The sequence below is a fragment of the Gracilibacillus sp. JCM 18860 genome, from assembly GCF_055395245.1.
This window is the reverse complement of record NZ_AP043868.1, coordinates 3,596,162-3,617,957: the sequence shown is the minus strand read 5'-3', so window position 1 is coordinate 3,617,957 and position 21,796 is coordinate 3,596,162. Positions and strand designations below refer to the sequence as shown.

19 protein-coding genes and 1 riboswitch are annotated in these 21,796 nt (G+C 38.3%); of the genes, 7 read left to right on the top strand and 12 right to left on the bottom strand.

Annotated elements, in window-relative coordinates; translation table 11 throughout:
• Positions 1–24: 24 nt before the first annotated feature.
• A riboswitch (SAM riboswitch) is annotated at positions 25–125 on the bottom strand.
• Between the two features lie 166 nt (positions 126–291).
• From ACZ5R4_RS17920 to ACZ5R4_RS17910, 3 genes are all read left to right on the top strand, one after another.
• Positions 292–972, top strand: a complete 681-nt coding sequence (locus ACZ5R4_RS17920) for a response regulator transcription factor (protein ID WP_277678937.1) — start codon at positions 292–294, stop codon at positions 970–972.
• Positions 969–2,324, top strand: a complete 1,356-nt coding sequence (locus tag ACZ5R4_RS17915; protein ID WP_054788559.1) for a HAMP domain-containing sensor histidine kinase — start codon at positions 969–971, stop codon at positions 2,322–2,324. The genes ACZ5R4_RS17920 and ACZ5R4_RS17915 overlap by 4 nt, the downstream gene beginning before the upstream one ends.
• A 101-nt stretch (positions 2,325–2,425) precedes the next feature.
• Complete coding sequence (locus ACZ5R4_RS17910) at positions 2,426–3,010, top strand: PepSY domain-containing protein (RefSeq protein WP_054788558.1); 585 nt, start codon at positions 2,426–2,428, stop codon at positions 3,008–3,010.
• A gap of 54 nt (positions 3,011–3,064) precedes the next feature.
• On the opposite strand, the gene ACZ5R4_RS17905 is transcribed toward ACZ5R4_RS17910, so the two are convergent.
• The 8 genes from ACZ5R4_RS17905 to ACZ5R4_RS17870 form a co-directional block, all read right to left on the bottom strand.
• Positions 3,065–5,596 (bottom strand): heavy metal translocating P-type ATPase, encoded by a 2,532-nt coding sequence (locus ACZ5R4_RS17905; protein ID WP_464367748.1) that lies wholly within the window; start codon positions 5,594–5,596, stop codon positions 3,065–3,067.
• Complete coding sequence (locus ACZ5R4_RS17900) at positions 5,596–5,928, bottom strand: ArsR/SmtB family transcription factor (RefSeq protein WP_054861039.1); 333 nt, start codon at positions 5,926–5,928, stop codon at positions 5,596–5,598. The genes ACZ5R4_RS17905 and ACZ5R4_RS17900 overlap by 1 nt, the downstream gene beginning before the upstream one ends.
• A 406-nt stretch (positions 5,929–6,334) precedes the next feature.
• A complete protein-coding gene (gene cyoE, locus ACZ5R4_RS17895) occupies positions 6,335–7,201 on the bottom strand; it encodes a heme o synthase (protein ID WP_245902238.1) in 867 nt (288 codons plus the stop codon).
• Positions 7,202–7,241: 40 nt separating this feature from the next.
• Positions 7,242–8,087 (bottom strand): SAM hydrolase/SAM-dependent halogenase family protein, encoded by an 846-nt coding sequence (locus ACZ5R4_RS17890; protein WP_109983085.1) that lies wholly within the window; start codon positions 8,085–8,087, stop codon positions 7,242–7,244.
• A 136-nt stretch (positions 8,088–8,223) separates the two neighbouring features.
• A complete protein-coding gene (locus tag ACZ5R4_RS17885) occupies positions 8,224–9,072 on the bottom strand; it encodes a carbohydrate ABC transporter permease (protein WP_109983040.1) in 849 nt (282 codons plus the stop codon).
• Positions 9,059–10,006, bottom strand: coding sequence for a carbohydrate ABC transporter permease (locus ACZ5R4_RS17880; RefSeq protein ID WP_109983041.1), 948 nt, complete (start codon positions 10,004–10,006; stop codon positions 9,059–9,061). Before ACZ5R4_RS17880 ends, ACZ5R4_RS17885 begins: the two co-directional genes overlap by 14 nt.
• Before the next feature lie 61 nt (positions 10,007–10,067).
• Positions 10,068–11,387 (bottom strand): ABC transporter substrate-binding protein, encoded by a 1,320-nt coding sequence (locus ACZ5R4_RS17875; protein WP_464367747.1) that lies wholly within the window; start codon positions 11,385–11,387, stop codon positions 10,068–10,070.
• 27 nt (positions 11,388–11,414) lie between these two features.
• A complete protein-coding gene (locus ACZ5R4_RS17870) occupies positions 11,415–12,032 on the bottom strand; it encodes a YesL family protein (protein WP_464367746.1) in 618 nt (205 codons plus the stop codon).
• Positions 12,033–12,257: 225 nt separating this feature from the next.
• Here ACZ5R4_RS17870 and ACZ5R4_RS17865 point away from each other — a divergent pair, with 225 nt between their 5' ends.
• Together ACZ5R4_RS17865 and ACZ5R4_RS17860 are read left to right on the top strand one after the other, a co-directional pair.
• Positions 12,258–13,001, top strand: a complete 744-nt coding sequence (locus ACZ5R4_RS17865; RefSeq protein ID WP_054861043.1) for a response regulator transcription factor — start codon at positions 12,258–12,260, stop codon at positions 12,999–13,001.
• Positions 12,998–14,749, top strand: coding sequence for a sensor histidine kinase (locus ACZ5R4_RS17860; protein WP_464367745.1), 1,752 nt, complete (start codon positions 12,998–13,000; stop codon positions 14,747–14,749). Before ACZ5R4_RS17865 ends, ACZ5R4_RS17860 begins: the two co-directional genes overlap by 4 nt.
• Positions 14,750–14,802: 53 nt before the next feature.
• On the opposite strand, the gene ACZ5R4_RS17855 is transcribed toward ACZ5R4_RS17860, so the two are convergent.
• From ACZ5R4_RS17855 to ACZ5R4_RS17840, 4 genes are all read right to left on the bottom strand, one after another.
• The gene (locus ACZ5R4_RS17855) at positions 14,803–15,558 is read right to left on the bottom strand and encodes an NAD-dependent epimerase/dehydratase family protein (protein ID WP_464367744.1); all 756 of its coding nucleotides are present in this window, start codon (positions 15,556–15,558) and stop codon (positions 14,803–14,805) included.
• Between the two features lie 73 nt (positions 15,559–15,631).
• Positions 15,632–15,880 carry a hypothetical protein gene (locus ACZ5R4_RS17850; protein WP_464367743.1) on the bottom strand — a complete coding sequence of 83 codons (249 nt, stop codon included), beginning with the start codon at positions 15,878–15,880 and terminating at the stop codon, positions 15,632–15,634.
• Between the two features lie 88 nt (positions 15,881–15,968).
• The gene (locus ACZ5R4_RS17845) at positions 15,969–18,599 is read right to left on the bottom strand and encodes a cation-translocating P-type ATPase (RefSeq protein WP_464367742.1); all 2,631 of its coding nucleotides are present in this window, start codon (positions 18,597–18,599) and stop codon (positions 15,969–15,971) included.
• 3 nt (positions 18,600–18,602) lie between these two features.
• Positions 18,603–19,919, bottom strand: coding sequence for a hemolysin family protein (locus ACZ5R4_RS17840; RefSeq protein WP_109983047.1), 1,317 nt, complete (start codon positions 19,917–19,919; stop codon positions 18,603–18,605).
• A gap of 168 nt (positions 19,920–20,087) precedes the next feature.
• Here ACZ5R4_RS17840 and ACZ5R4_RS17835 point away from each other — a divergent pair, with 168 nt between their 5' ends.
• The gene (locus tag ACZ5R4_RS17835) at positions 20,088–20,990 is read left to right on the top strand and encodes an ArsR/SmtB family transcription factor (RefSeq protein ID WP_277678118.1); all 903 of its coding nucleotides are present in this window, start codon (positions 20,088–20,090) and stop codon (positions 20,988–20,990) included.
• Positions 20,991–21,279: 289 nt separating this feature from the next.
• Positions 21,280–21,639, top strand: coding sequence for a response regulator (locus tag ACZ5R4_RS17830; protein ID WP_054861048.1), 360 nt, complete (start codon positions 21,280–21,282; stop codon positions 21,637–21,639).
• Positions 21,640–21,796: the final 157 nt, after the last annotated feature.

The following is a 21,796-nucleotide window of genomic DNA, read 5'->3' as shown; positions in this document are numbered from 1 at the left end:
GGTTTATACTTTTACTCACTGCTCTTCTTATCTTCTAGCGATCGCTACTGGAATTAGCACAGTACTTGGAATAGTCTGTTGCTGAGGCTTCAAAGGGCCAGTCCCTCCACCTCTCTGGATAAGAATCGTTATTTAATTGATATTATCAATGCTAACTTACCCTTTGGAAAAAGTCAACATTTTTTATGGAAATTTCTATTTTTGATTAAACCGATGAAAATACTAAGGTTATGGAAAAGGATGGGCAGATATTTTTCCATATGCTATATTAAAGAATAAGGTGGTGAACACATGACGGAGATCTTAATTGTAGAAGATGAAGAAAAATTAGCGCGAGTGTTAGAGCTCGAATTACAATATGAGGATTATCAAACAACGATTGCTCCTGACGGAAGAATAGCATTAGAACTATTGCAACAAAATAAATATGCACTAGTACTACTAGACATTATGCTTCCAAGTATGAGTGGATTGGAAGTACTTCGACGATTCCGAAAAATAGACCCATCTACCCCTGTTATTCTTTTAACCGCAAAGGATGAAGTGCATGACAAGGTATCAGGACTTGACCTTGGAGCAAATGATTATATTACCAAACCATTTCAATTAGAGGAACTTTTAGCAAGAATCCGTGCACAATTACGAAATCAAAAGCCTCGATCCACTTCCTTCGTCAGTATCGATGATTTAACAGTTGATAAAAATTCGAGAGATGTAAAACGCGGGGATTCCTTTATCGAGTTAACTCGAAGAGAATTCGACCTTCTCTGCTTTTTAGTCGAAAATAAAAACCAAGTATTTAGCCGTGATCAGTTGTTAGACAAGGTATGGGGATTTGATTATGTTGGCGACACGAATGTCGTAGATGTTTATATTCGATATTTACGAAATAAAATCGATAAGCCTTTCGATAAAAACACGATTCATACAGTCCGAGGCGTAGGCTATACGGTAAAGGATTCTGCGCTATGACATTACGAACGAAAATACAAATTTTCTTATCTGCTTTAATGATTGTATTTATTTTGCTGTTAAATGGATCTGTCTATTTTCTTTACCAGAATAGGATGAGTGAGAATGAAATCGATCGTGTCAAAAGCGATGCCATTCAAATTATGGAGGCACTTGCCAAGCAGGATAAGATTGCAGCCGACACGAATACAAAGGAACTACTGCAGGCGTTTCTTCCAGCCAATGGATTGATTCGGATTTTTAGAGAAGATGGGGAATTTCTCAACCGAACAACAGCAGACGGTAAATTCTTTGACTGGCCCTATCACTATACAACCAAAGAAGAGATCACGTTAAGTAAAGATAAAAATGGCAACAGTTATGTGCAAGTGGCCACACCGATTATTTGGAATGATGGCTCTGTCGTAACACTTCAAGTAAGTGAAGCATTGTATTCGATGGATGATACCTTAAGCACACTTCAATTCGTTTTATTTGTTGCATCCTTTTTCATGCTGATTCCTGCGATTATTGCAGGCATTGTGCTCGCTCGATATATCACGATTCCTATTAAAAAGTTAACGAATGAAATGAAAAACAATCCGAAAAACGGAAGATGGGAAAAGCTTACGAATCTCCATTCCACAAAGGATGAACTCGGAGAAATGCAGCTCTCCTATAATAAGATGATTGATCGCATTTACGAAAATATCGAAAAACAAGAGCGATTTGTTTCAGATGCTTCTCATGAATTAAAAACACCACTCTCTGTGATCACAAGCTATACCGAGTTATTACAAAGACGAGGAAAGGATCGCCCAGAACTTTGGGAGGAGGCAACAAATGCTATTCTTTCAGAGGCAGAGCGAATGAAGCAATTAACCGAGCAAATGCTTCTTCTAGCTAAAAATCAAGAGCAGGAAAACATTCGTTTTGAGCTTGTGGATATATCATCCATTATCCGAAGCATTATTCGCTCCTTGTCTGTCGCTTACGATCGAGAGATTATTTTATATACGGATCAAGTGAATACAGAAATTAGTGCGGATAAACAGAAGATTTATCAGGCAATCTATATTTTAGTGGACAATGCGTGTAAGTATAGTGATAGCGATATCCACCTTCAAGTAAAGGAAGGGCCAACTGAGCTTACGATTTCCGTCAAGGATTTCGGGGAAGGTCTAAGTAAAGAGGACCAACAACATATCTTTGACAGGTTTTATCGGGTTGACAAAGCAAGAAGCAGAAAGTCAGGTGGAACAGGGCTTGGACTTGCCATTTGTCATTCGATTATTCAAGCACATGGTGGTACGATTACGATTGAAAGTGAACTAAACGAAGGCTCCACCTTTACGATTCATTTGCCTAAATGAGATAACACACTGCATTTTCTCATCAAATTCTCATTTTTCTCTCATTAGCTACTCAGTTTGAACGAATATAATCGAAGTATATCAACTAGAGGAGTGGTTATATGAAAAACAAAACATTTTATCTTATTCTATCTGGGGTCATTTTAATAGGCGGTATCTTTGCTATTCTACAATTCACGTCAAGCCCTGCCAGTGCCTACTTATCAGAAGAAGAAGCAAAAGCAAAGGTCCAAGAACAATACGCGGGTGAGATTAAGGAATTAGAGTTAGAGGAAGATGGAAACAAAAAGGTCTATGAAATTGAAATAGAAGGTCAGGATAAGTACTATGAGTTACATTTAGATGCAGAGACTGGCGAAATTTTAAAGCTAGAAGAAAAGAAACTTGCTAACTCATCAAATACTAATTCATCAAAATCAAAGGAGGAGCAACAAAATAATACCTCCTCCGATAACAAAGAGGAGACTAATTCCACTAAGCAAACCACTCTCATCTCTTATGATGAGGCGAAAAAGATAGCACTCGAAGAATACAATGGCACGATTACCGATTTTGAACTAGATGAAGATGATGGCAAAAGTGTATACGAAATTGAGGTACAAACAAAATCCGAAGAGGTCGATCTAGAAATCGATGCCTATACTGGTGATATAATCTCTATTTCAAAAGACGAGCTGGATGATTAAATACTAAGTTAGATGAAAAAGAAGGCTTTCCCTATAATGGGGAGCCTTCTTCTATTATTCTTCCACTCTTAATAGTCGTAAAGCATTCAAGATGACAAGGACCGCTGCGCCTGTATCACTTAGTACTGCCATCCACAGTGTAAGCCATCCTGGAAAGATAAAAACTAATGCGACGAATTTTACTATTAAGGAAAACCAAATATTTTGTTTAATAATGGCTAAAGCTTTTCTACTTAGTTTAATCGTGTGTGGTAATTTTTCTAAATTATCCGCCATTAACACGATATCTGCTGTTTCCATAGCGGTATCTGTTCCTGCACCACCCATAGCAATTCCTAAATCGGATGTGGCTAATGCAGGGGCATCATTAATACCATCGCCTACCATTGCTACCTTGTAGCCTTCTTCTTGCAATTGTTTGATAGCATCCACCTTATCCTCTGGCATTAATTCCGCAAAATAACGACTTACATTGGCTTCTTTCGAGATCCTTTTTGCTGTACCTTCATTATCTCCTGTCAGCATAACGACATGGTTTATGCCTACATTTTTTAAACCATTCAAGGCATTAATCGTTGCTTTTCGAATAGTATCAGCAACAGAGATTACCCCTACTATTTCTGTTTCTGTGCCGATAATGACAACCGTTTTCCCTTGAATCTGTATCTCTTCCAATTCATTTTTGACCGAATCCAGAGATATATTCCGCTCTTCAAATAGCTTCGTATTTCCAGCGTAATACACTTTGCCATCTATTGTTGCTTGAACACCTTTTCCTACAATATTTTTAAATTGTTCTCCTTTTTTAGTTTGAATTCCGTTCTCTTTAGCATAATGCACAATCGCTCTTCCAATTGGATGTGTAGAGTAATCTTCTAAGGTATAGGCAATAGATAATAGTTCTTCTCTTGTAGCCGTGTAAGCCGATATCCCTCCAACTTGTGGTTTACCTTCCGTTAATGTCCCAGTTTTGTCAAAGGCAATTGCTTTTAAAGCCCCTGCTTTTTCTAAAAACGTTCCTCCCTTAATTAATACACCGTGCTTCGCCGCATTACCGATAGCCGAAACGATCGCGACCGGTGTAGAGATAACTAACGCACATGGACATGCCACCACTAATAAAGCAAGACCTTTATACACCCACTCACTCCAGCTACCCATGCCAGCTAATGGTGGTAGAACAATAACAGCTAGTGCAACAGCAAATACGACCGGAGTGTAGATGCTTGCAAATTTATCGATAAATGCCTGGGTAGGTGCTCGTTGTTCCTGTGCTTCTTCTACTAAATGAATAATTTTAGATATCGTCGTATCCTCTATCACCTTCGTCACTTTTACTTCAATGGAACCACTCTCATTAATCGTACCAGCATAAACCGTATCACCAACTGTTTTATCAATAGGGATAGACTCCCCTGTAATAGGTGCTTGGTTGACGCTTGTTTCACCTTGGAGCATTTCCCCATCTAATGGAATTCTATCACCAGGCTTGACGACGATAATATCCCCAATAGACACTTGATCGACAGGTTTTTTAACAAGCTCTGAACCAACCTTGATCCAAGCTTCTGATGGAGAAAGATCCATCAAGCCTCGAATTGATTTTCTCGTGCGTTCCATAGATAGATTCTGTAAGGCAGTCCCTAATGCGAATAACCAGACAACCGTGGCCCCTTCAAACCATTCCCCAATCATTGCTGCTCCTATCACAGCAGTGGACATCAATACATTCATATCTAGTGAACGACTTTTCACAGCAAAATAAGCACTTTTTACAGGTTTATATCCACTGATTACGATTGCCAAAGCATAAAAAATCGTTGTTAGAAATGGAGGTAATACAGTATGAGTGCCAATAAATCCCATTACAATGAATATACCAGAAATGGTAATAGAGCCAAATTCCCCTTTTGATTTCATTGCTTGTTTGGAATCGGTATTGTTTTCTAGTAATGATGCATGGTAACCAATCTTTGAAATCTCTGAAACGATATCCGCTACACTGTTTTCATGCTCGACTTTCATTTTTCCTGTAGAAAAACTGACACTTGCACTATTCACTGCAGGAATGTTATTTAAGTGATTTTCTATACTTTGAGCACAGCTTCCACAATCCATGCCTTCCACAAGATATGTTCTTAATTTTTCGTTTTGATGTAATGGCTCAACCGTAAAACCTAGCTTTTGGACGGTTTCTTCTACTTGATTAAAAGAACCAAGCACTTGTAATTTTGCTGTACTGTAATTTACCTTTGCCTCTTGGACTTCTTTTAGGCCACTCAGTCCTTTTTCTATCGTTAACGCACAAGACGGGCAGTCCATGCCGTAAATACGAAATTCCTTCCTTTCAGCATGGACGTTTGTTATCATGCTTGGAACTTCTTCAATTTCACTGCTGCAACATGCAGTCGTTTCTTGATCTTTTGTGTGACCACAACATTCATCTTCTTCATCTATAGCTTTCTCTTCACTACTACAACATGAATCTATTTCACTCACTTGTGTCGTCATTTCTTCAAACTGTGTATGACAACAAGGCTTTGCTAAATTCTTTGTTTGTGAACTGCTACAACATTTATCGGCCATTAGCAATGGCCTCCTTTTATATGATTTTCACAAGAAGCAACTTCATTTTGAACATCCAACAAGACTTCATCAAACATCGACAGCAAGTCACGGACCTGCTGGTTACGCAAGCTGTAATAGATATATTTTCCTTGCTGTCTTCCAACAATTATGCCGCAACCTTTTAAACATGCAAGGTGTTGTGAAATATTCGATTGACTTGTGGCAATATCATCTACAATTTGTGATACCGTTTTTTCTTTATTTTTTATGCAATCAAGTATTTGAATTCGTGTTTTATGAGAAAATCCATGTAAAAATTTCACTTTCGTATCCACATCAATCGTTCTCATATGCTCCCTCCTTATATATTAGTTTTGACTAATATGTGATATCATATTAGCATTTTCTAATATGTGTGTCAAAAAATAGATCACTAAAATAAATTAAGAGATAATCAAATAGCTGACTCTGTTATTGTTTAAATGCTGAAAATCGGGTATATGATTAAGAATAGAGCATCAAACCGTCTGGTGCGGGAACAACAACGGTAAGTGCACAGCCTAAGGGAGCGACTAGAAAATAACCATCCTAAATGCTACTCAGGCAAGAGTGGTTGCTTGAATGAAATGACAGTATAGCTACAATTAGTGTCGCGAAAGAGATCGAATACCCCCAGAATTAGACGAATAATCTAATCTGGGGGTCATTTAGTGACAAAATATATCGAAGAGCCGAATGTATATGGATGGCTTCTTATCAGACAAAAATTAAATAAATAATAAAAACACTAAGTAAATAAATTAGTGAGCTGACGAACAACACTCTAGCCCATTTTTTCTTATCACTTGCCTTAAATCCTATTAATGCGACAATAAACCAGCCGATATTCAAAACAGAAATAACAAGATAAAAGAACATGCTAAAGGAATCTAGCATAAATGGTAAGATCACTAATAACCCGATATAAATAGCCGTTCGGCGAATCGTGGTCTGATAGCCCTTTATGACAGGAAGCATCTGCAATCCTGACCGTGCATAATCTTCCGACTTTCTAATGGCAATCGCATAAGTATGTGGCATTTGCCAGAGGAACATAATCAAAAACAACGAAAAAGGGATCACATGCAGTGTACTTGTTTCAACCACTGCCCATCCCATCACTGGTGTTACCGCACCAGAAAAGCTTCCAACATGCGTATTCCATGTAAAACGCCTTTTGGTCCAAACGGTATAAACGACCACATACGTATACCAACCAATAAAGCCTAACAACCCTACCTCTATATTAATCGTGAAAAGTAATATTTCCCCAATAATACTAAGAACAATCCCTATTGTTAGAATCGATCGTAGTGACATCGATCCTGTTACAGTCGGTCGGTCCTTTGTCCTTTCCATTAATCGATCGACATCTGCTTCAAGCCAATTATTTAATGCTAGCGAACCGGCTACTAACAAATTACTGCCAACCGTTAATAAGACAAAATCCCCGATATACTCCATAAAAGAGAGCTCATAATATTTTAATGCAATAAAGAAACCAAACAATGCTGGCATCACATTTGCAATCAATACAAAACGCTTAAAAAGATGCTTTAAATCTAACAAGTAACGCAAAATCATTTTCTCTACCCCTTGATATTTACCAAACCATTAATTTTTCTTATTCCACTTTTCGAATCATAATTTGCCAGCTTGTGCCTGTCCCAATATTATAAGCTTTCGCAAAGGATCCTTGGTTAATTGCAATTGCCATATTATCTAACGAATTCACATATAACAGCGGTTCTCCTACATGAATAGCAGCAAATGACCTTTCAAAAGCGATAATATTACTATATACCTTACGACTCTCGTGGAGAATCTTCACTTCTATTTTATCACCATATTGAATATCTAGGCTCAAAAAAAGCTCACGGCTTATATTTGTCCAGAGATTACCAAATCGTACGTCTAGAATATCGATCGTACCATGAATCGATTGCTCGACAACCTTTGGTGAAAAATAAGGTAAGTGAACGATATTGTCTACAGCGAGTTCCTGTCCTACCTCGGTGAACGTGATGACTCCAGCAGCAAGCCTTGCCCCTGTATAGGCATAAATATCCCTTCCATGAAAGGTATGTGATGCACCAGACGTTGGTAGGCGATTGACCTTTTCATCAATTTCACGAATCGCCTCGATCCCGATATTTTCAGCGATATGTGTCAATGTTCCGTTATCAGGTGTCACAATATATTGGTTAGCCTTTGTTTTAACGACAACACTTTTACGGTCAGATCCGACCCCAGGGTCCACTACGGATACGAATACCGTCCCAGCTGGCCAATAGTTCACCGTTTGCCAAAGGCGATAGGATCCAGCCCAAATATCAAATGGTGGAATATCATGGGTATTGTCAAAAATCGGAATTACTTTACTGACATTGTGTGCAACACCCTTCATTGCACTCACTGCCCCATCCTCTAATCCGAAGTCAGATTGTAACACTAATGCATTCATCATGATGATTACCCCCTCCATTATTTTAAACTAATTATACTATTTTCATGAAGGGAATACTATTCATACAATTATTCAAACAAAACAAACCCCCAGTCACCTCAAAAAGCTTTTTTGAAGTCACTAGGGGTTAGCAAAAAGGTTATCCTTTGACACCACCTGCTGTAATTCCTTCTACTAGATATTTTTGAAAGAATAAAAACACTAATAATTGCGGAATAATCGATGCGACAGACATGGCAAACATTGGTCCCCAAGCAGATACAGAGGAAGGATCGGAAAACATCTGTAAGCCTAACGCAACCGTATAAAGCTTCGTATCATTCAAATAAACTAAGGGTGTCATAAAGTCATCCCAAGTCCAATAGAAGGAGAAGATTGCTACAGTCGCTAATGCTGGGATGGTTAAAGGTAAGACGACACGCCAAAAGATCCCGAATGTGCTACACCCATCCATATATGCCGCTTCGTCCAATTCTCGAGGAATACCACGGATAAACTGAATCATTAAAAAGATAAAAAATGGCACCCCTCCAATAAACGCCGGGACAATTAACGGTAAGTAAGTATTTACCCAGCCAATATTATGGAATAAAATATATTGTGGGATTAGCGTTATTTGTTGAGGTAGCATTAAGGTAATAATCATACAAACAAATAATGGTGTTCTAAAACGGAAGTTCACCCTAGCAAATCCAAAAGCAACAAGAGTGGACGAAAATAAGGTTCCAATCACCACTAATGTAGTGACAAATGTCGAGTTAACGAAAAAGGTAGCAAAGCTTAAATCACCGAAGCCTTCCCAGCCCTTTAAATAATTATCCCACCTGATTTCTGAAGGGATTAACGATGCTGCATTCCGGAAAATTTCACTCTCAGGCTTTAAGGAGCTTGCAATGGTCCACAAAATGGGATATATCATCAATAGACCTAATCCCCAGATCGATCCATGATAAATGACTGTTTTCCGTTTACTACTATTCACCTTCATTACCTCCTTCCGATTCATAATATACCCAGCTTTTCGCTGTCCGGAAGATAAATGCCGTAAAAATGGCACAAATCAGCAATAATATCCACGCTAATGCCGATGCATATCCCATATCGAAATGAGCGAAGGCTTTTTCATACAAATAAACTGCATAAAATAATGTTCGATCCATTGGCCCACCCTGAGTGATCAAGAAGCTTTGGGTAAATGCCATGAACCCTTGAATTGTCTGCATCACTAAATTAAAGAAGATAACAGGTGATAGCATAGGAATCGTTATTTTGAGAAATTGGCGAAACGGACTAGCGCCATCAACCGCTGCTGCTTCATACAATTCTCTTGGTATTGCCTTCAAACCTGCAAGAAAAATAAGCATGGGGGAGCCGAATTGCCACACTACTAAAAGGATTAAGGTGGAAAGGGCAAAATCAGGGCTCGTTACCCAGCTAATCGACGGGATCCCGAACAATGATAAAATATCATTAATCGCACCATCACGACCAAATAGCTGTTTCCACACTACTGCTATTGCTACACTTCCACCGAGGATGGACGGCACATAGTATAAGGTTCGATATAACCCTACACCACGACGCTTCGTATGGAACAACATGGCAACAAATAAGGCAAAGGCTAATTTAAGTGGTACACTACCAAAGACAAAAATAAACGTTACCTTTATCGCTTGCCAAAATCGACTGTCATTTGTGAACATGTTTAGGTAATTATCCAATCCAATCCACGTTGGGGAGGATAATAAATCATAATCCGTAAAAGAAAAGTACAAGGATGCAAGCATAGGTCCTACAATAAAGCCTAAAAAACCTATTAACCATGGTGCAATAAAGGTGAAACCAACCAAATCAACCTTCCATTGCTTATGTAGCTTGCGACTATTCTGATGATATTTAACGACATCTGCTTGCTCTTTCATTTAGACACCTCCAACCATTAAGGTAGAAGCCACCTCCTCATAAGATGACTTCATATGTTGATTATTTATTTTTGGCTAATATTTCTGATGCTTTTGTTCGAAAGTTCTCTGCTGCCTCTTCAGGCGTGATTTCACCGTAATGAATCGGATCCTGTACTTCATTTTCAAATAATGATTCAATCTCTGTTGAACCTTGTGGATCTGGTGGATCAATTTCACGACTATATTCCTGTGCTAATTCTACATACTCAAACATTTTCCTTCCTGCATCTGTTGCATTTTCCTTTAAGTGCTTACGTACTTCTCCGGCAATAGGTACTCCCCGCTCTGCATTTAAAATTTCATTTGCTTCGATACTATTCGTAAAAAAGCTAATAAATTTTGCTGCTTCCTCCTTATGTTCTGAGCTCTCCGATACCGATAAAAATTGGCCTGGCTTAATATAATGACCAAGTTCGCCACCCTCTAAAGTAGGTTGGAGCATTAAATCCAATGGTCTCCCAGCCGCAGATTCGATGGCGATAATTTGATTGCTGTGCATATCCATCACGATCGCTGTTTCTTCATTCACTATCGGGAATTGCTCGACATTCGTACCCGCTGTCTCAAATACATCTGGTGGGGCTGCACCTCCAGATTCCAGCATATCTACAGTAATCTGTAGGTAATCCACTAATAATTGATCATCCTCATACCCAAGCTCTGTCCCGTCCTCACTATATAGCCACTTGCCATGCTGTCTCAAATAATGTTTAAATCCCATGACTCCTGCATTAGGATGAACCCCATACACACCATCACCTAATTTATCAGAGAGCTGTTTTGCCTTTTCCTTTAACTCCTCCCACGTATAACCAGGCTCTAATGGAGCTACCCCTGCTTTTTCAAACATGGCATTATCCACTACTATGGCATGTGCATTTGCGCCAATATTTACGGCATACAGCTTGTCATCGATAATTCCACCATCAATATAGGTATCCTCAACATCACTTAAATCAAGCGCATTACTATCGACGAAAGGGTTTAAATCGGCTAACAAGTCCTTCGCCACATATTCTGCTAAATATTTATAATCCATTTGAACAATATCAGGTAAGTTGCCACCTGCAGCTTGTGTAGCCATCTTCTCCCAATATCCATCCCAGCCAGTAAATTCCGCAGAAATCGTTACATTGGGATTTTCCTTCATATATAAATCAATCACTTCTAATGTGCGGTCATGCCTGTCCTGTGAGCCCCACCACAGCATCCGCAATTCTACTTTCTCGCTATCTCCACCTGCTTCCTCCGAGTCGTTTGATGCTTCATCATTCGAGCAGGCAACTAATAAACTAATGAATGCTAAAGCTAGAAATAAAAAATAACTCTTTTTGATCATGTGCATTCTCCCCTTTTCATAAAATAATTATGTTTGTTTCAAGCCATGAATATGATCAATGGCGCGATTTCCGATGATCATTACGATAAAAAATGTCAAGCTTACCCCAATAGAGAATAACAGCTGTGGAAATGCTAAGGATACATAGATCACACCGATAAGTGCTATGGCAAAGCCAATCGTTTTGATAGGATTTAACATACCTACTATAAAAGCATATTTCATATATCCGAACAGACTTAGTTGATAACGCAAATAAGTTGGAATAATGTACAAAAGGGTAATCATGAACCACACCGACATAATGTACATACCAACACTAATGATATAACCGAAAAGACTATCTTGATTCATAAAAAACTGCATATCAAAATAAATAACAAAACCGATTAATCCGAGTACAATGGCGAGTTGATTAACCTTAACGAAATGAGAGCGATAGCTTCTCCAAAATAGCCTCCATATCGATGGTACATGTTTTTCTGTTAATAGATGCTGCTGCACTTTACAAACCGCCAAAGTCGCGGGGACGATTCCGAATACAATCAATCCAAAAATCGTAAAAAGGAACCATAACAGATTCAAATAAACTAATTGTAAAAGATAAATGCAGAAGACCCTTATGATGTCTGTTAACTTTTCCATACGCCTTGGCACCCCTCCCTTCTATGGTTGTTATTTTTTCTGTTATCTTTTAAAATGAATGAATAAATTAATCATTACATTAAGTATATAGTGACCATTTGTTTAAAAAAGGGGTTACAATTAATATTTTCACTAAAAAGTTAAGCGTTTACATAATTAAGTATCCTTCCTTATGATTTCGTATAAAATAAGATACTTTTCGGTCCATGAAAGGAGAAAAAAGAAGTGTACAACATATTACTTGTAGATGATGAGAAAGAAATCCGTTATGGTCTGAAGAACTATTTCCCTTGGAATCACCTCGGCTTTGAAATGGTCCATGATTGTGAGAACGGTGAAAAAGCACTCGAATATCTATCGCAAAATCCGATTGATGTTGTTCTTACTGATATTAGAATGCCTGTTATAGACGGGCTTGAACTTGCGAAACAGATCTATCAGCAACACCAACCAGTTTATACTGTTATTTTGAGTGGGTATCGTGATTTTCAATATGCGAAGGAAGCGTTAAAATTTGGCGTGGTAGACTATATCGTTAAACCAGGTAAATATGAGGAGATTCACGAGGTATTTTCCACCCTAAAGAAGAAACTAGATTCGACGTTAACAGTTCAATCTATGAAAGGAAATTATACCGATAATATCATTCATACGATAAAGAAATATGTGGAGGAGCATTATGCTAGCATCTCACTCGACGATCTAGCTAGTCTATGCAAAATGTCTCCAAATTATTTGAGTACCTTCTTTAAGGAAAAGACAGGGACTAATTTTTCCACCTATTTAACCGAAATTAGAATGAAAAAAGCATCACAAATGTTAAATGATTATGACTATAAAACGTATGAAATCAGCCAGCTTGTCGGATATAGCAATCCCAAAAACTTCACGAGAACGTTTAAGAAATTTTATGGAATAACTCCGAGAGAATACCGCCAATCAAGCGATCATCACGCTAGCTTACAATGAAAAAAATATTAATCAAAAATATCGTTCTTTTTTTGTTTCCTGTGTTAATACCGGTATTCTTACTCGGATCATTTGCTATTTTTATTACCGACAAATATATGAAAGAATCGATTACAACCAATAACCTGAACCTACTTCAGCAGCTAGACCAACAGACAAGCCTTGTTCTAAACGACATGCACCTATTACACTTGGACTATAATTGGAATCCTGAGATCATTTTATCCCTTCAAAATATACTAGACTCAGAATATTTATCCCTTCAACAGAAGCGGAATCTCGAATATGGTGAAGGGACATTACGACGAAAGGAAATCGCCACACCTTATATTCATTCCATCTATATTTATTATAAGAATGAAAAGAATCGTGTGCTCACCTCTACCAATGGGGTTATCTCTATCAGCTCCATGCATGACACGGAATGGTTGAAGGAGTTTAATCCTTCCTCTAATCAGGAGGAGCTATGGATGAAGACCCGAAGCATTTCAGAGTTTTCATTTGAAACACCTGAGCCTGTTATTTCGATTTATAAAAATATCTTTAAAACAAATGCGAAGCAAGCGGAAGGCATTATTGTATTAAATATTTACCAAAGCTATTTCGAAGATTTAATGAATGAACTAAATCATTATGAGGATCAGAATATTTTCGTCTTAGATAAACATCAGCAGAAACTATATGAGAATAAGACGAGTAATCGAATCGATCCATCTGAATTAGATTTAGAGAATCAGGATGAACACTATTCCATCACGCTAGATGGACGCAGATATATTGTCCATCAATTATTCTCTGAAGAATACGAGCTTCGCTATATTTCTGTCATTGAAGATCGTATTATCTACTATATCCCGAATCAATTAACATGGTTTACGATACTATTAGTTCTATTGTCCTTGATCTTAGGGGCTACAACCATTTATTATTTATCTCAAAAAAACGCCAAGCATGTTCAAAAAATCATCTCTATCTTAAATACGACGAGTCAAAATGGAAATTGGACGAAGAAGCTATCGTTTAAGGATAACGAATATCAGCTTATTGTCGAAAGAATTTTAAAAAATTATGTGAACCAAAGCAATTTAGAAAAGGAATTGAAGGAGAAGAAGTATCAGCTCCAAGCTGCTGAATTGTTAGCCCTTCAAAATCAAATTAATCCTCATTTTTTATCGAATACACTTACGATCATCTATTGGAGAGCGATGGCATTAACAGGACAACCGAACAAAGTAACCAAAATGGTAGAAACCCTAACAGATATACTCCATTTCTCGATACGAATGAAGCAACATACCGTCACCTTAAAGGAGGAAATACATCACACGCAAAATTATATTGAAATTATCAAAATACGTTCGGATCATCCTTTTTCAATTATTTGGGATATCGAAGAAAAGCTGTTGGATAAACAGGTGCTAAAATTTATGCTGCAACCGATAATAGAAAATAGCTTGTCTCATGGAATCGATCATCAAGCCAATCAAAAACTAATAATTAAAATAAAAATCCAAGCTATCAAGAACCATGTCCATGTTACCGTTTTGGATAATGGAAAAGGGATACAAAGGGAAAATCTGCATCAATTAAGACGTGCTATCAACACTGAAGCATTGTCATCCAAGCACATCGGCTTAGCAAATATTAATAAGCGCCTCGATCTCATCTTCAATAGTCGCTATACATTACGTATTCTCAGTAAGGAAGGATGGGGAACCTCGATTACGATTGTTCATCCATTGAAATAAGGTGAAAAGCACAGCCTTTTATAAAAAATGCAGGCTGTGCTCTCCTATCACGACTAGAGTCCACTACTCTTTAGTTCACTCGTATTTTGCTTTGGTCGGTACCCCAATTCCTTTATTGCATTGGTGAGATCCCATGGTTTATCGGGATTATCAGAAACCCCATAGTAGGTACCAAACCCTCTATCTGATTCGATTGCTGCAGTAAAAAGATTAATTAAATCTACTTTTGACAATAACGTCCTTTTTAACCGTTCATTTCCTTCTACTGCCTTCAGCTCCTCCTCCTTCGGTACAGATCCAATTCGTATATTAATAACAGAAAGCTCTGTGTTTAAGGAAAAGATAAAGCCAGCCTGCTCAGAGGCAAGCTTCAGTACCCCGTATAAGCCCTTTGCATATGGATAATCCTCTGTTGTAATTTCTCTTCCCAATTTAGATAATCCATTCTCTTCCATATAATCTGTGACATGATTACTACTAGCAAAAATCACTTTCGGTATTTTCTTTGTGTTAGCAACATGCATCGTATAATAGGTCGCTTTAAAAAACACGTCGGTCATTTGATCAAAAGTGTCCACTTCCTCAATTGCCTGACTTGTCTCCATCCGTAATAAATTAATGATCACATCAGTATCTTCAGGAATTTTTTCCAAAAGCTCTTGATATTTGGTAGCATCCACATATTGGTGGGATGCATCAGCTTGGCCAATCGCTCTGTCAAGGTTCAGGATATTGTAGCTGCTTTTCAAGCCATGAAATAATGCTTCGCCAACTACACCCGCCCCACCTAAAATTACCAATTTTTTCACAATATCGATTCCCTTCCAATAGGTAGTAATGGTAGCGAGGAAACTGCAACAAATGGCTGACAGATTTAACTAGTTAAGCTTCCTCTTCACTGTGCCTCGCTACATTGGACAGTTTCGAACTTTTTCTTGCTTCAAAATCTCCATATATTAGACAAATCGTGCTTCCGATCGCTTCAAGATGGTCAATAAATTCAGATATTGGACAACTTGAGCGCCAAACTCCGTGATACTGTCCAATATATTGGAAATTTTCGCTTCCGATCGCTTCGAGATGTTCAATAAATTCGAAATAATCATCAATTTGAACTTCTTCCCAAGTCAAAATGCGGTTTATCTCCAAGGTTCCCCTCTTTTTCAAAGTGCCCTTCATACCAGTTACATAAGAAGCACAACCGCCTCTCTATTCCATATCATTTCTTATTTCGGATCAGTTTCACCACTTCCATTAAAATCATACTCGCTAATGCTAGGCCAAAAGCAATGGCGAATTCGCTCAAGCCAAATTCAGCAGGTATATGGAAGATATCACGGGCAAACGGTAGAATCGTAATCGTATAAAGTAAAAACCCAACGAGTACAGCACCAATCACATACTTATTTTGAAAAATGCCAGCACCAATGGCTGTTTGAACATTGGACCTTGCTGGGAATGTTTGTAACGTACGCGATAAGATGAGTGTCGTAAAGGCCATAGCGACTCCCATCTCATCCGAGTGCTGTAAACCGATATAATGAGAGATTATGACCGCAACGCCGATTAATATCCCTCTTATCGTCACAGATCGTAAGGTGCCACCAGCAAATATTCCTTCCTTAATATCGCGAGGCTTTCGCTTCATCACATTCGGTTCTGGTTTTTCTACCCCTAATGCAATAGCAGGAAGTGAATCATTGACTAGATTTATAAAAAGTAACTGTAAGGCGGTAAATGGATTTGCCCAATTCATAATCACCGCGAATAAGATAGCAATGATCGCCCCTAAATTTCCGGCAAACAAATAGGCAATGGCTTTTTTAATATTATCAAATACCGTTCTACCGACACCGACTGCCTTCACAATGGAGACAAAATTATCATCGGTTAAAATCATCGCAGCAGAATCCTTCGCCACATCCGTTCCGCTTCCCATACCAATGCCAATATCCGCTTGCTTCAGAGCAGGGGCGTCGTTAACACCATCCCCGGTCATTGCCGTAATTTGTCCTTTTTCCTGCCATGCCTTCACGATGCGAATTTTGTTCTCTGGGGATACGCGGGCATAAACGGTAATCCTCTCAAGCTTTTCATCAAGCTCTTGCTCTGACATTTTATCTAACTCTTTACCAGTAACAGCAATGTCCCCTTCCTCCATCAAACCAATTTCGCGACCAATCGCTTCCGCTGTTGTCTTGTGGTCCCCTGTGATCATAACAGGCTGTATACCTGCCTTTTTTGCTTCTTCAATCGACCCATACACTGCTTCACGAGGTGGATCCATCATCGCCATTAGTCCGATTAAAACAAAATCTTTTTCATCTTCTACCGATAAGCTTGGATTTTCTTCGTCTATTTTTTTATACCCAAATGCTAATACTCTTAGCGCTTGCTTCGAATAAGATTCATTTTGCTCTTGTAATTTTTGCAACCATTCTGTTGACAGCTCTCGCTTTTCTCCATTTACTAATACATACTGAGCACGCTCAAGCATAACATCAGGACCACCCTTGATGAGCATAAGGGTTTCTTTATCGATTTCGTGTACGGTTGACATCATTTTTCGATCTGAATCAAACGGTAGCTCTGCTTTTCGAGGGTACTTGTCCCTCATCTCCTTATAGGATTGCTTTTTATTCTCTGCCAAATGAATCAAGGCAATCTCTGTAGGGTCTCCTATTTCCTTTTTATCTTCATTAATATAGGAGTCATTACATAAGACGGCTGTTTGCATTAATAATTGTTCACTTTTATCCCATTTATTATCGGAAAAAGGCTTATCCACTTCAGGTAAATAAAAATCGGTCACGGTCATTTTATTTTCTGTTAACGTACCTGTTTTATCTGTACAAATGACACGAGTCGAGCCTAATGTTTCGACAGCAGGTAAACGGCGAATTATCGCATGCTGCTTAGCCATTTTATTCGTCCCAACAGATAACACAATCGTTACAATCGATTGCAATGCCTCTGGAATCGCTGCAACCGCAATGGCAACAGAGAACATCAGTGCATCTAGAATGGCCTTTGTCATATCTACATCTGCATCACTAAACCACAGTCTTCCAACTTGAACTGCAAAAATAATGATACAAATCAACAGTATGGCAATCCCTAGCTTCTTACTAAAGGAATCCAATTTACGTTGTAATGGGGTTTGTTTCGCTTCTGCTGTTTCGATCATTTCGGCAATTTTACCAATTTCCGCTTTTTCTCCTGTAGCAGTGACAACAAATGTCCCCCTGCCATTGACGACGAGAGAACTACTAAAAACCATGTTCACTTGATCCCCAATCGTCACTTCTTCCTCTAACGGGGCTGTTGTCTTTTCAACTGCATCTGATTCACCTGTTAGCATCCCTTCGTTTACTTTAAGAGACTCTGCTTCTAATAAACGACCATCTGCCGGAATGTAATCACCAGCCTCGAGCTTTACAATGTCTCCTGGTACTAGCTCTCGTGCCATAATGGTTTTCGTCGAGCCATTGCGTACGACCTTTGCTTCAGGTGCGGACATATCCCTTAATGCATCCAATGAGCTCTCTGCTTTTTTTGTCTGAACAACACTGATAATGGAATTTAACAAAATAACGAGGAAAATAATGATCGATTCGATCACTTCACCTAACACGAGCTGGACGATCGCTGCAATGAGAAGAACTACAACCATTGCATCCTTGAAGGTTTCTAAAAACAATTTCCATGTGGGGACCTTCTCTCTATCTGCTATTTCATTATATCCCTCTTCTTCTAATCGTTTTTTGACTTGATCCTCCTGGAGTCCTTTCTTATCAACCTCTAATTGTTTTAAAACATCTTCCTTTGTAGTCTGGTAATGGTGTTTCAATAGTTAATCCCCCTTGTCGTTTTCTAATGTTACACATACTCTTTCAATTCGATAATCCGTGATTTCCACAATCTCAAAGACTAAATTTTTATAGGTAATAGTCGGTAACTCTTCCTTTTGCGGTATATACCCTAATTGGCTCAAAAGAAAACCATTTAATGTTTCAAATTCTTCTGTAGGAAGCTCCACCCCGAACATCTCCTCTAGTAAATAGAGATGTGTTGTACCATCTACCTCAAACTGATGCGAATTTATTTTTTTCCAGCCAAAGTTCTCCTGCTCTCCTGGGAGATGATGCTCACTACTAATTTCCCCAACGATTTCCTCGATGATATCTTCAATTGTTACCATACCATCAATTCCCCCATATTCATCGACAACCATAGCAATATGAACATTATTCCTTTTCATCTCACGAAATGCTTCGTCGATTGACTGTGATTCGAGAACAAACAGTGGCTTTCTCAAGATAGGCTTAATCGATGGAGAGTCACTACTAGTCATGAGAGAAATCATATCTTTTGTATGTAGGACACCGATGATATGGTCGATATCTCCTTCATATACAGGAAATCGCGTGAAACGCTTATCGTTCATGAGCTGATAGATTTCTTGTATCGACATGGTGATATCAATTGCACTTATTTCCGTACGGTGTGTCATAATATCTGATACTTCTTTATCATTTAATTCAAATATGTTATGAATCATCTGTTTTTCATCTACTTCGATCGTACCTCGTTCACCACCAATATCTACTAGCATGCGAATTTCCTCTTCATTCGCCTCTTCTTCTTTGGCATTTGGGTCAACTCCAAACAATTTCACGACAACATTTGTAGAGAAATTAAGGATCTTCACAAATGGTGAACTTATTTTAAATAGTATCATTAATGGAGAGACAACGAGATAAGCAATTTTTTCGGCCTTTTGCAATGCCAATTGCTTTGGGACAAGCTCGCCAATCACTAGCGTAAAATAAGATAGTAAAATCGTAATTCCTACAACTGATATCGTTCTTAATAAGGCCTCAGAAAGGGGGATTCCAACCGATACTAGCCATTTTGCTAAAGGGTCTGCAAAGCTATCTGCGGCAAAGGCACTTGCTAAGAAGCCAGCAAGCGTAATACCAATTTGAATCGTAGCAAGAAAACGACCAGGCTCCGCTAGTAAAGTCTGAAGCTTCATCGATTTTTTATCCTTTTCTTTTGCTCTTTTTTGAATTTTATTATCATTTAATGCGACTAGCGCAATCTCGGATGCAGCGAAGAATGCATTGATAAGAATAAGAATAACTAGTACGGTAATCGCTAATACCATATCCTCAACCTCCAAATAAAACTGTTATTATTGGTATACCCTAAATTGTTTAAAATACAACCATAGAATGTTTATGATGACACCTGATTCCATTAGTTTTACATAGCAAAAAAAGCCAATATATGTGATAATTAAAGCAGAAATAATATAGAAAGAAGTTGGTATCAGATGCAGTTAGAGATAGATAAATCTTCTTTACCGGTATATGAAGCATTAGCAAGTGATGTTAGATTAGAAATTATCCAATTATTATCGAAAAACAAAATGAACATAAAAGATTTATCGAAGGCATTAGGCATCAGCAGTCCCATCGTCACCAAACACATTGAAAAGTTAGAAAAAGCAGGGATTATTCGGACAGAAAAAATTCCAGGAAAATCAGGCTTACAAAGAATTTCGATCCTTAAGGTTGACCATATCGAAATTAATTTTCCGAAAAAAATCTATCATTCCTTTGCTACCTATGAAACTTCGGTTCCTGTCGGTCATTATACAGATTATCATGTGTTGCCAACCTGTGGACTGGCAACAATAAAGGATTTCATAGGACCAGTAGATGAAACAAAATATTTTATGGACCCAAAACGTATGGATGCACGGATTTTATGGTTCACTCAAGGATTTATAGAATATAAAACCCCGAATTTTTTAAAGGAAGAGGACGAGCTACAACAGTTAGACATCAGTATGGAGATTTCATCTGAGTTCCCGTTTTCCAATGAAGTTTGGCCATCTGATATTACGTTTACCTTAAACAATGTCGAGCTCGGAACATGGGTAAGCCCTGGAGACTTTGCTGATACACGTGGGAAGTATACCCCAGAATGGTGGCCACACAATATTAATCAATATGGGCTACTAAAAACGATTCGTATTACCCCGCACGGTACGTATATGGATGGAGAGCCTATGTCAGATGTAACTATCTCTGACTTAGATACAAGAACAGAAGGCTGGAAGCTTAGAATCGAAGTAAAAAAAGAGGCAGAAAATGTAGGCGGGGTAACCTTGTTTGGCCGAGAATTTGGTAATCATAATCAAGATATTAATTTTAAGCTTTATTATATTTAATCAACAATGTAAACGCTCAATATTTAGTATGGAGAACCTGGTAGGGCCTATCAGGTTCTTTTTTTATACGTTAGGAAACCATAACATTCTTGCCGGAAATAATGCAACGATACGAAAATTTTGAAGTCCAAAGTATAAGAAAAGCTAACGCATCCGCTAAAGAACCCAGCGAATGCGGGTTTCCCTAAAAAATAAGCTAGAAATTAGTCGAATTTTCTTCAAAATAGTTCATTCATAAGGTAAAATATAAAAAGATCAGTAGGATAATGAAGGGAGGGGTAGAAAACCGATGAAAACGATCCTTATCGCTGATGATTCCGCCTTTATGCGCAAATGGCTACGAAATATCTTAGAAAAGCACGCCTATGTCGTCATCGCAGAAGCTGCGAATGGAATTGATGCGGTGAGGCTTTACCAAAAACACCACCCAGACATGGTATTACTAGACATCATCATGCCGGTTACGGATGGCTTAACGGCATTAAAAAAGATTAAACAGCTGGACCAGTGTGCGAATATCATTATCGTATCCTCCCTCGCTACAAAAGAAAATGTGATGGTCGCCCTTCAGCACGGAGCAAAGGATTTTATTATCAAGCCATATTTTCATAACCTAATCCCTACCTTAGAAAAAATCTCCAAGCCCTAGCAAGCATTTTCCGAAGCTACAAAGAAAATGCTTCTATTCATCTCTCTAAAACTAGTTATCTCCTATTTAGTTAAAATTATCATGAAGAAGTGTGAAGCAAGCAAATTATGGGAATCCTACCTATATAGCCCTTAAGATGTTCGAACAAATCATTACA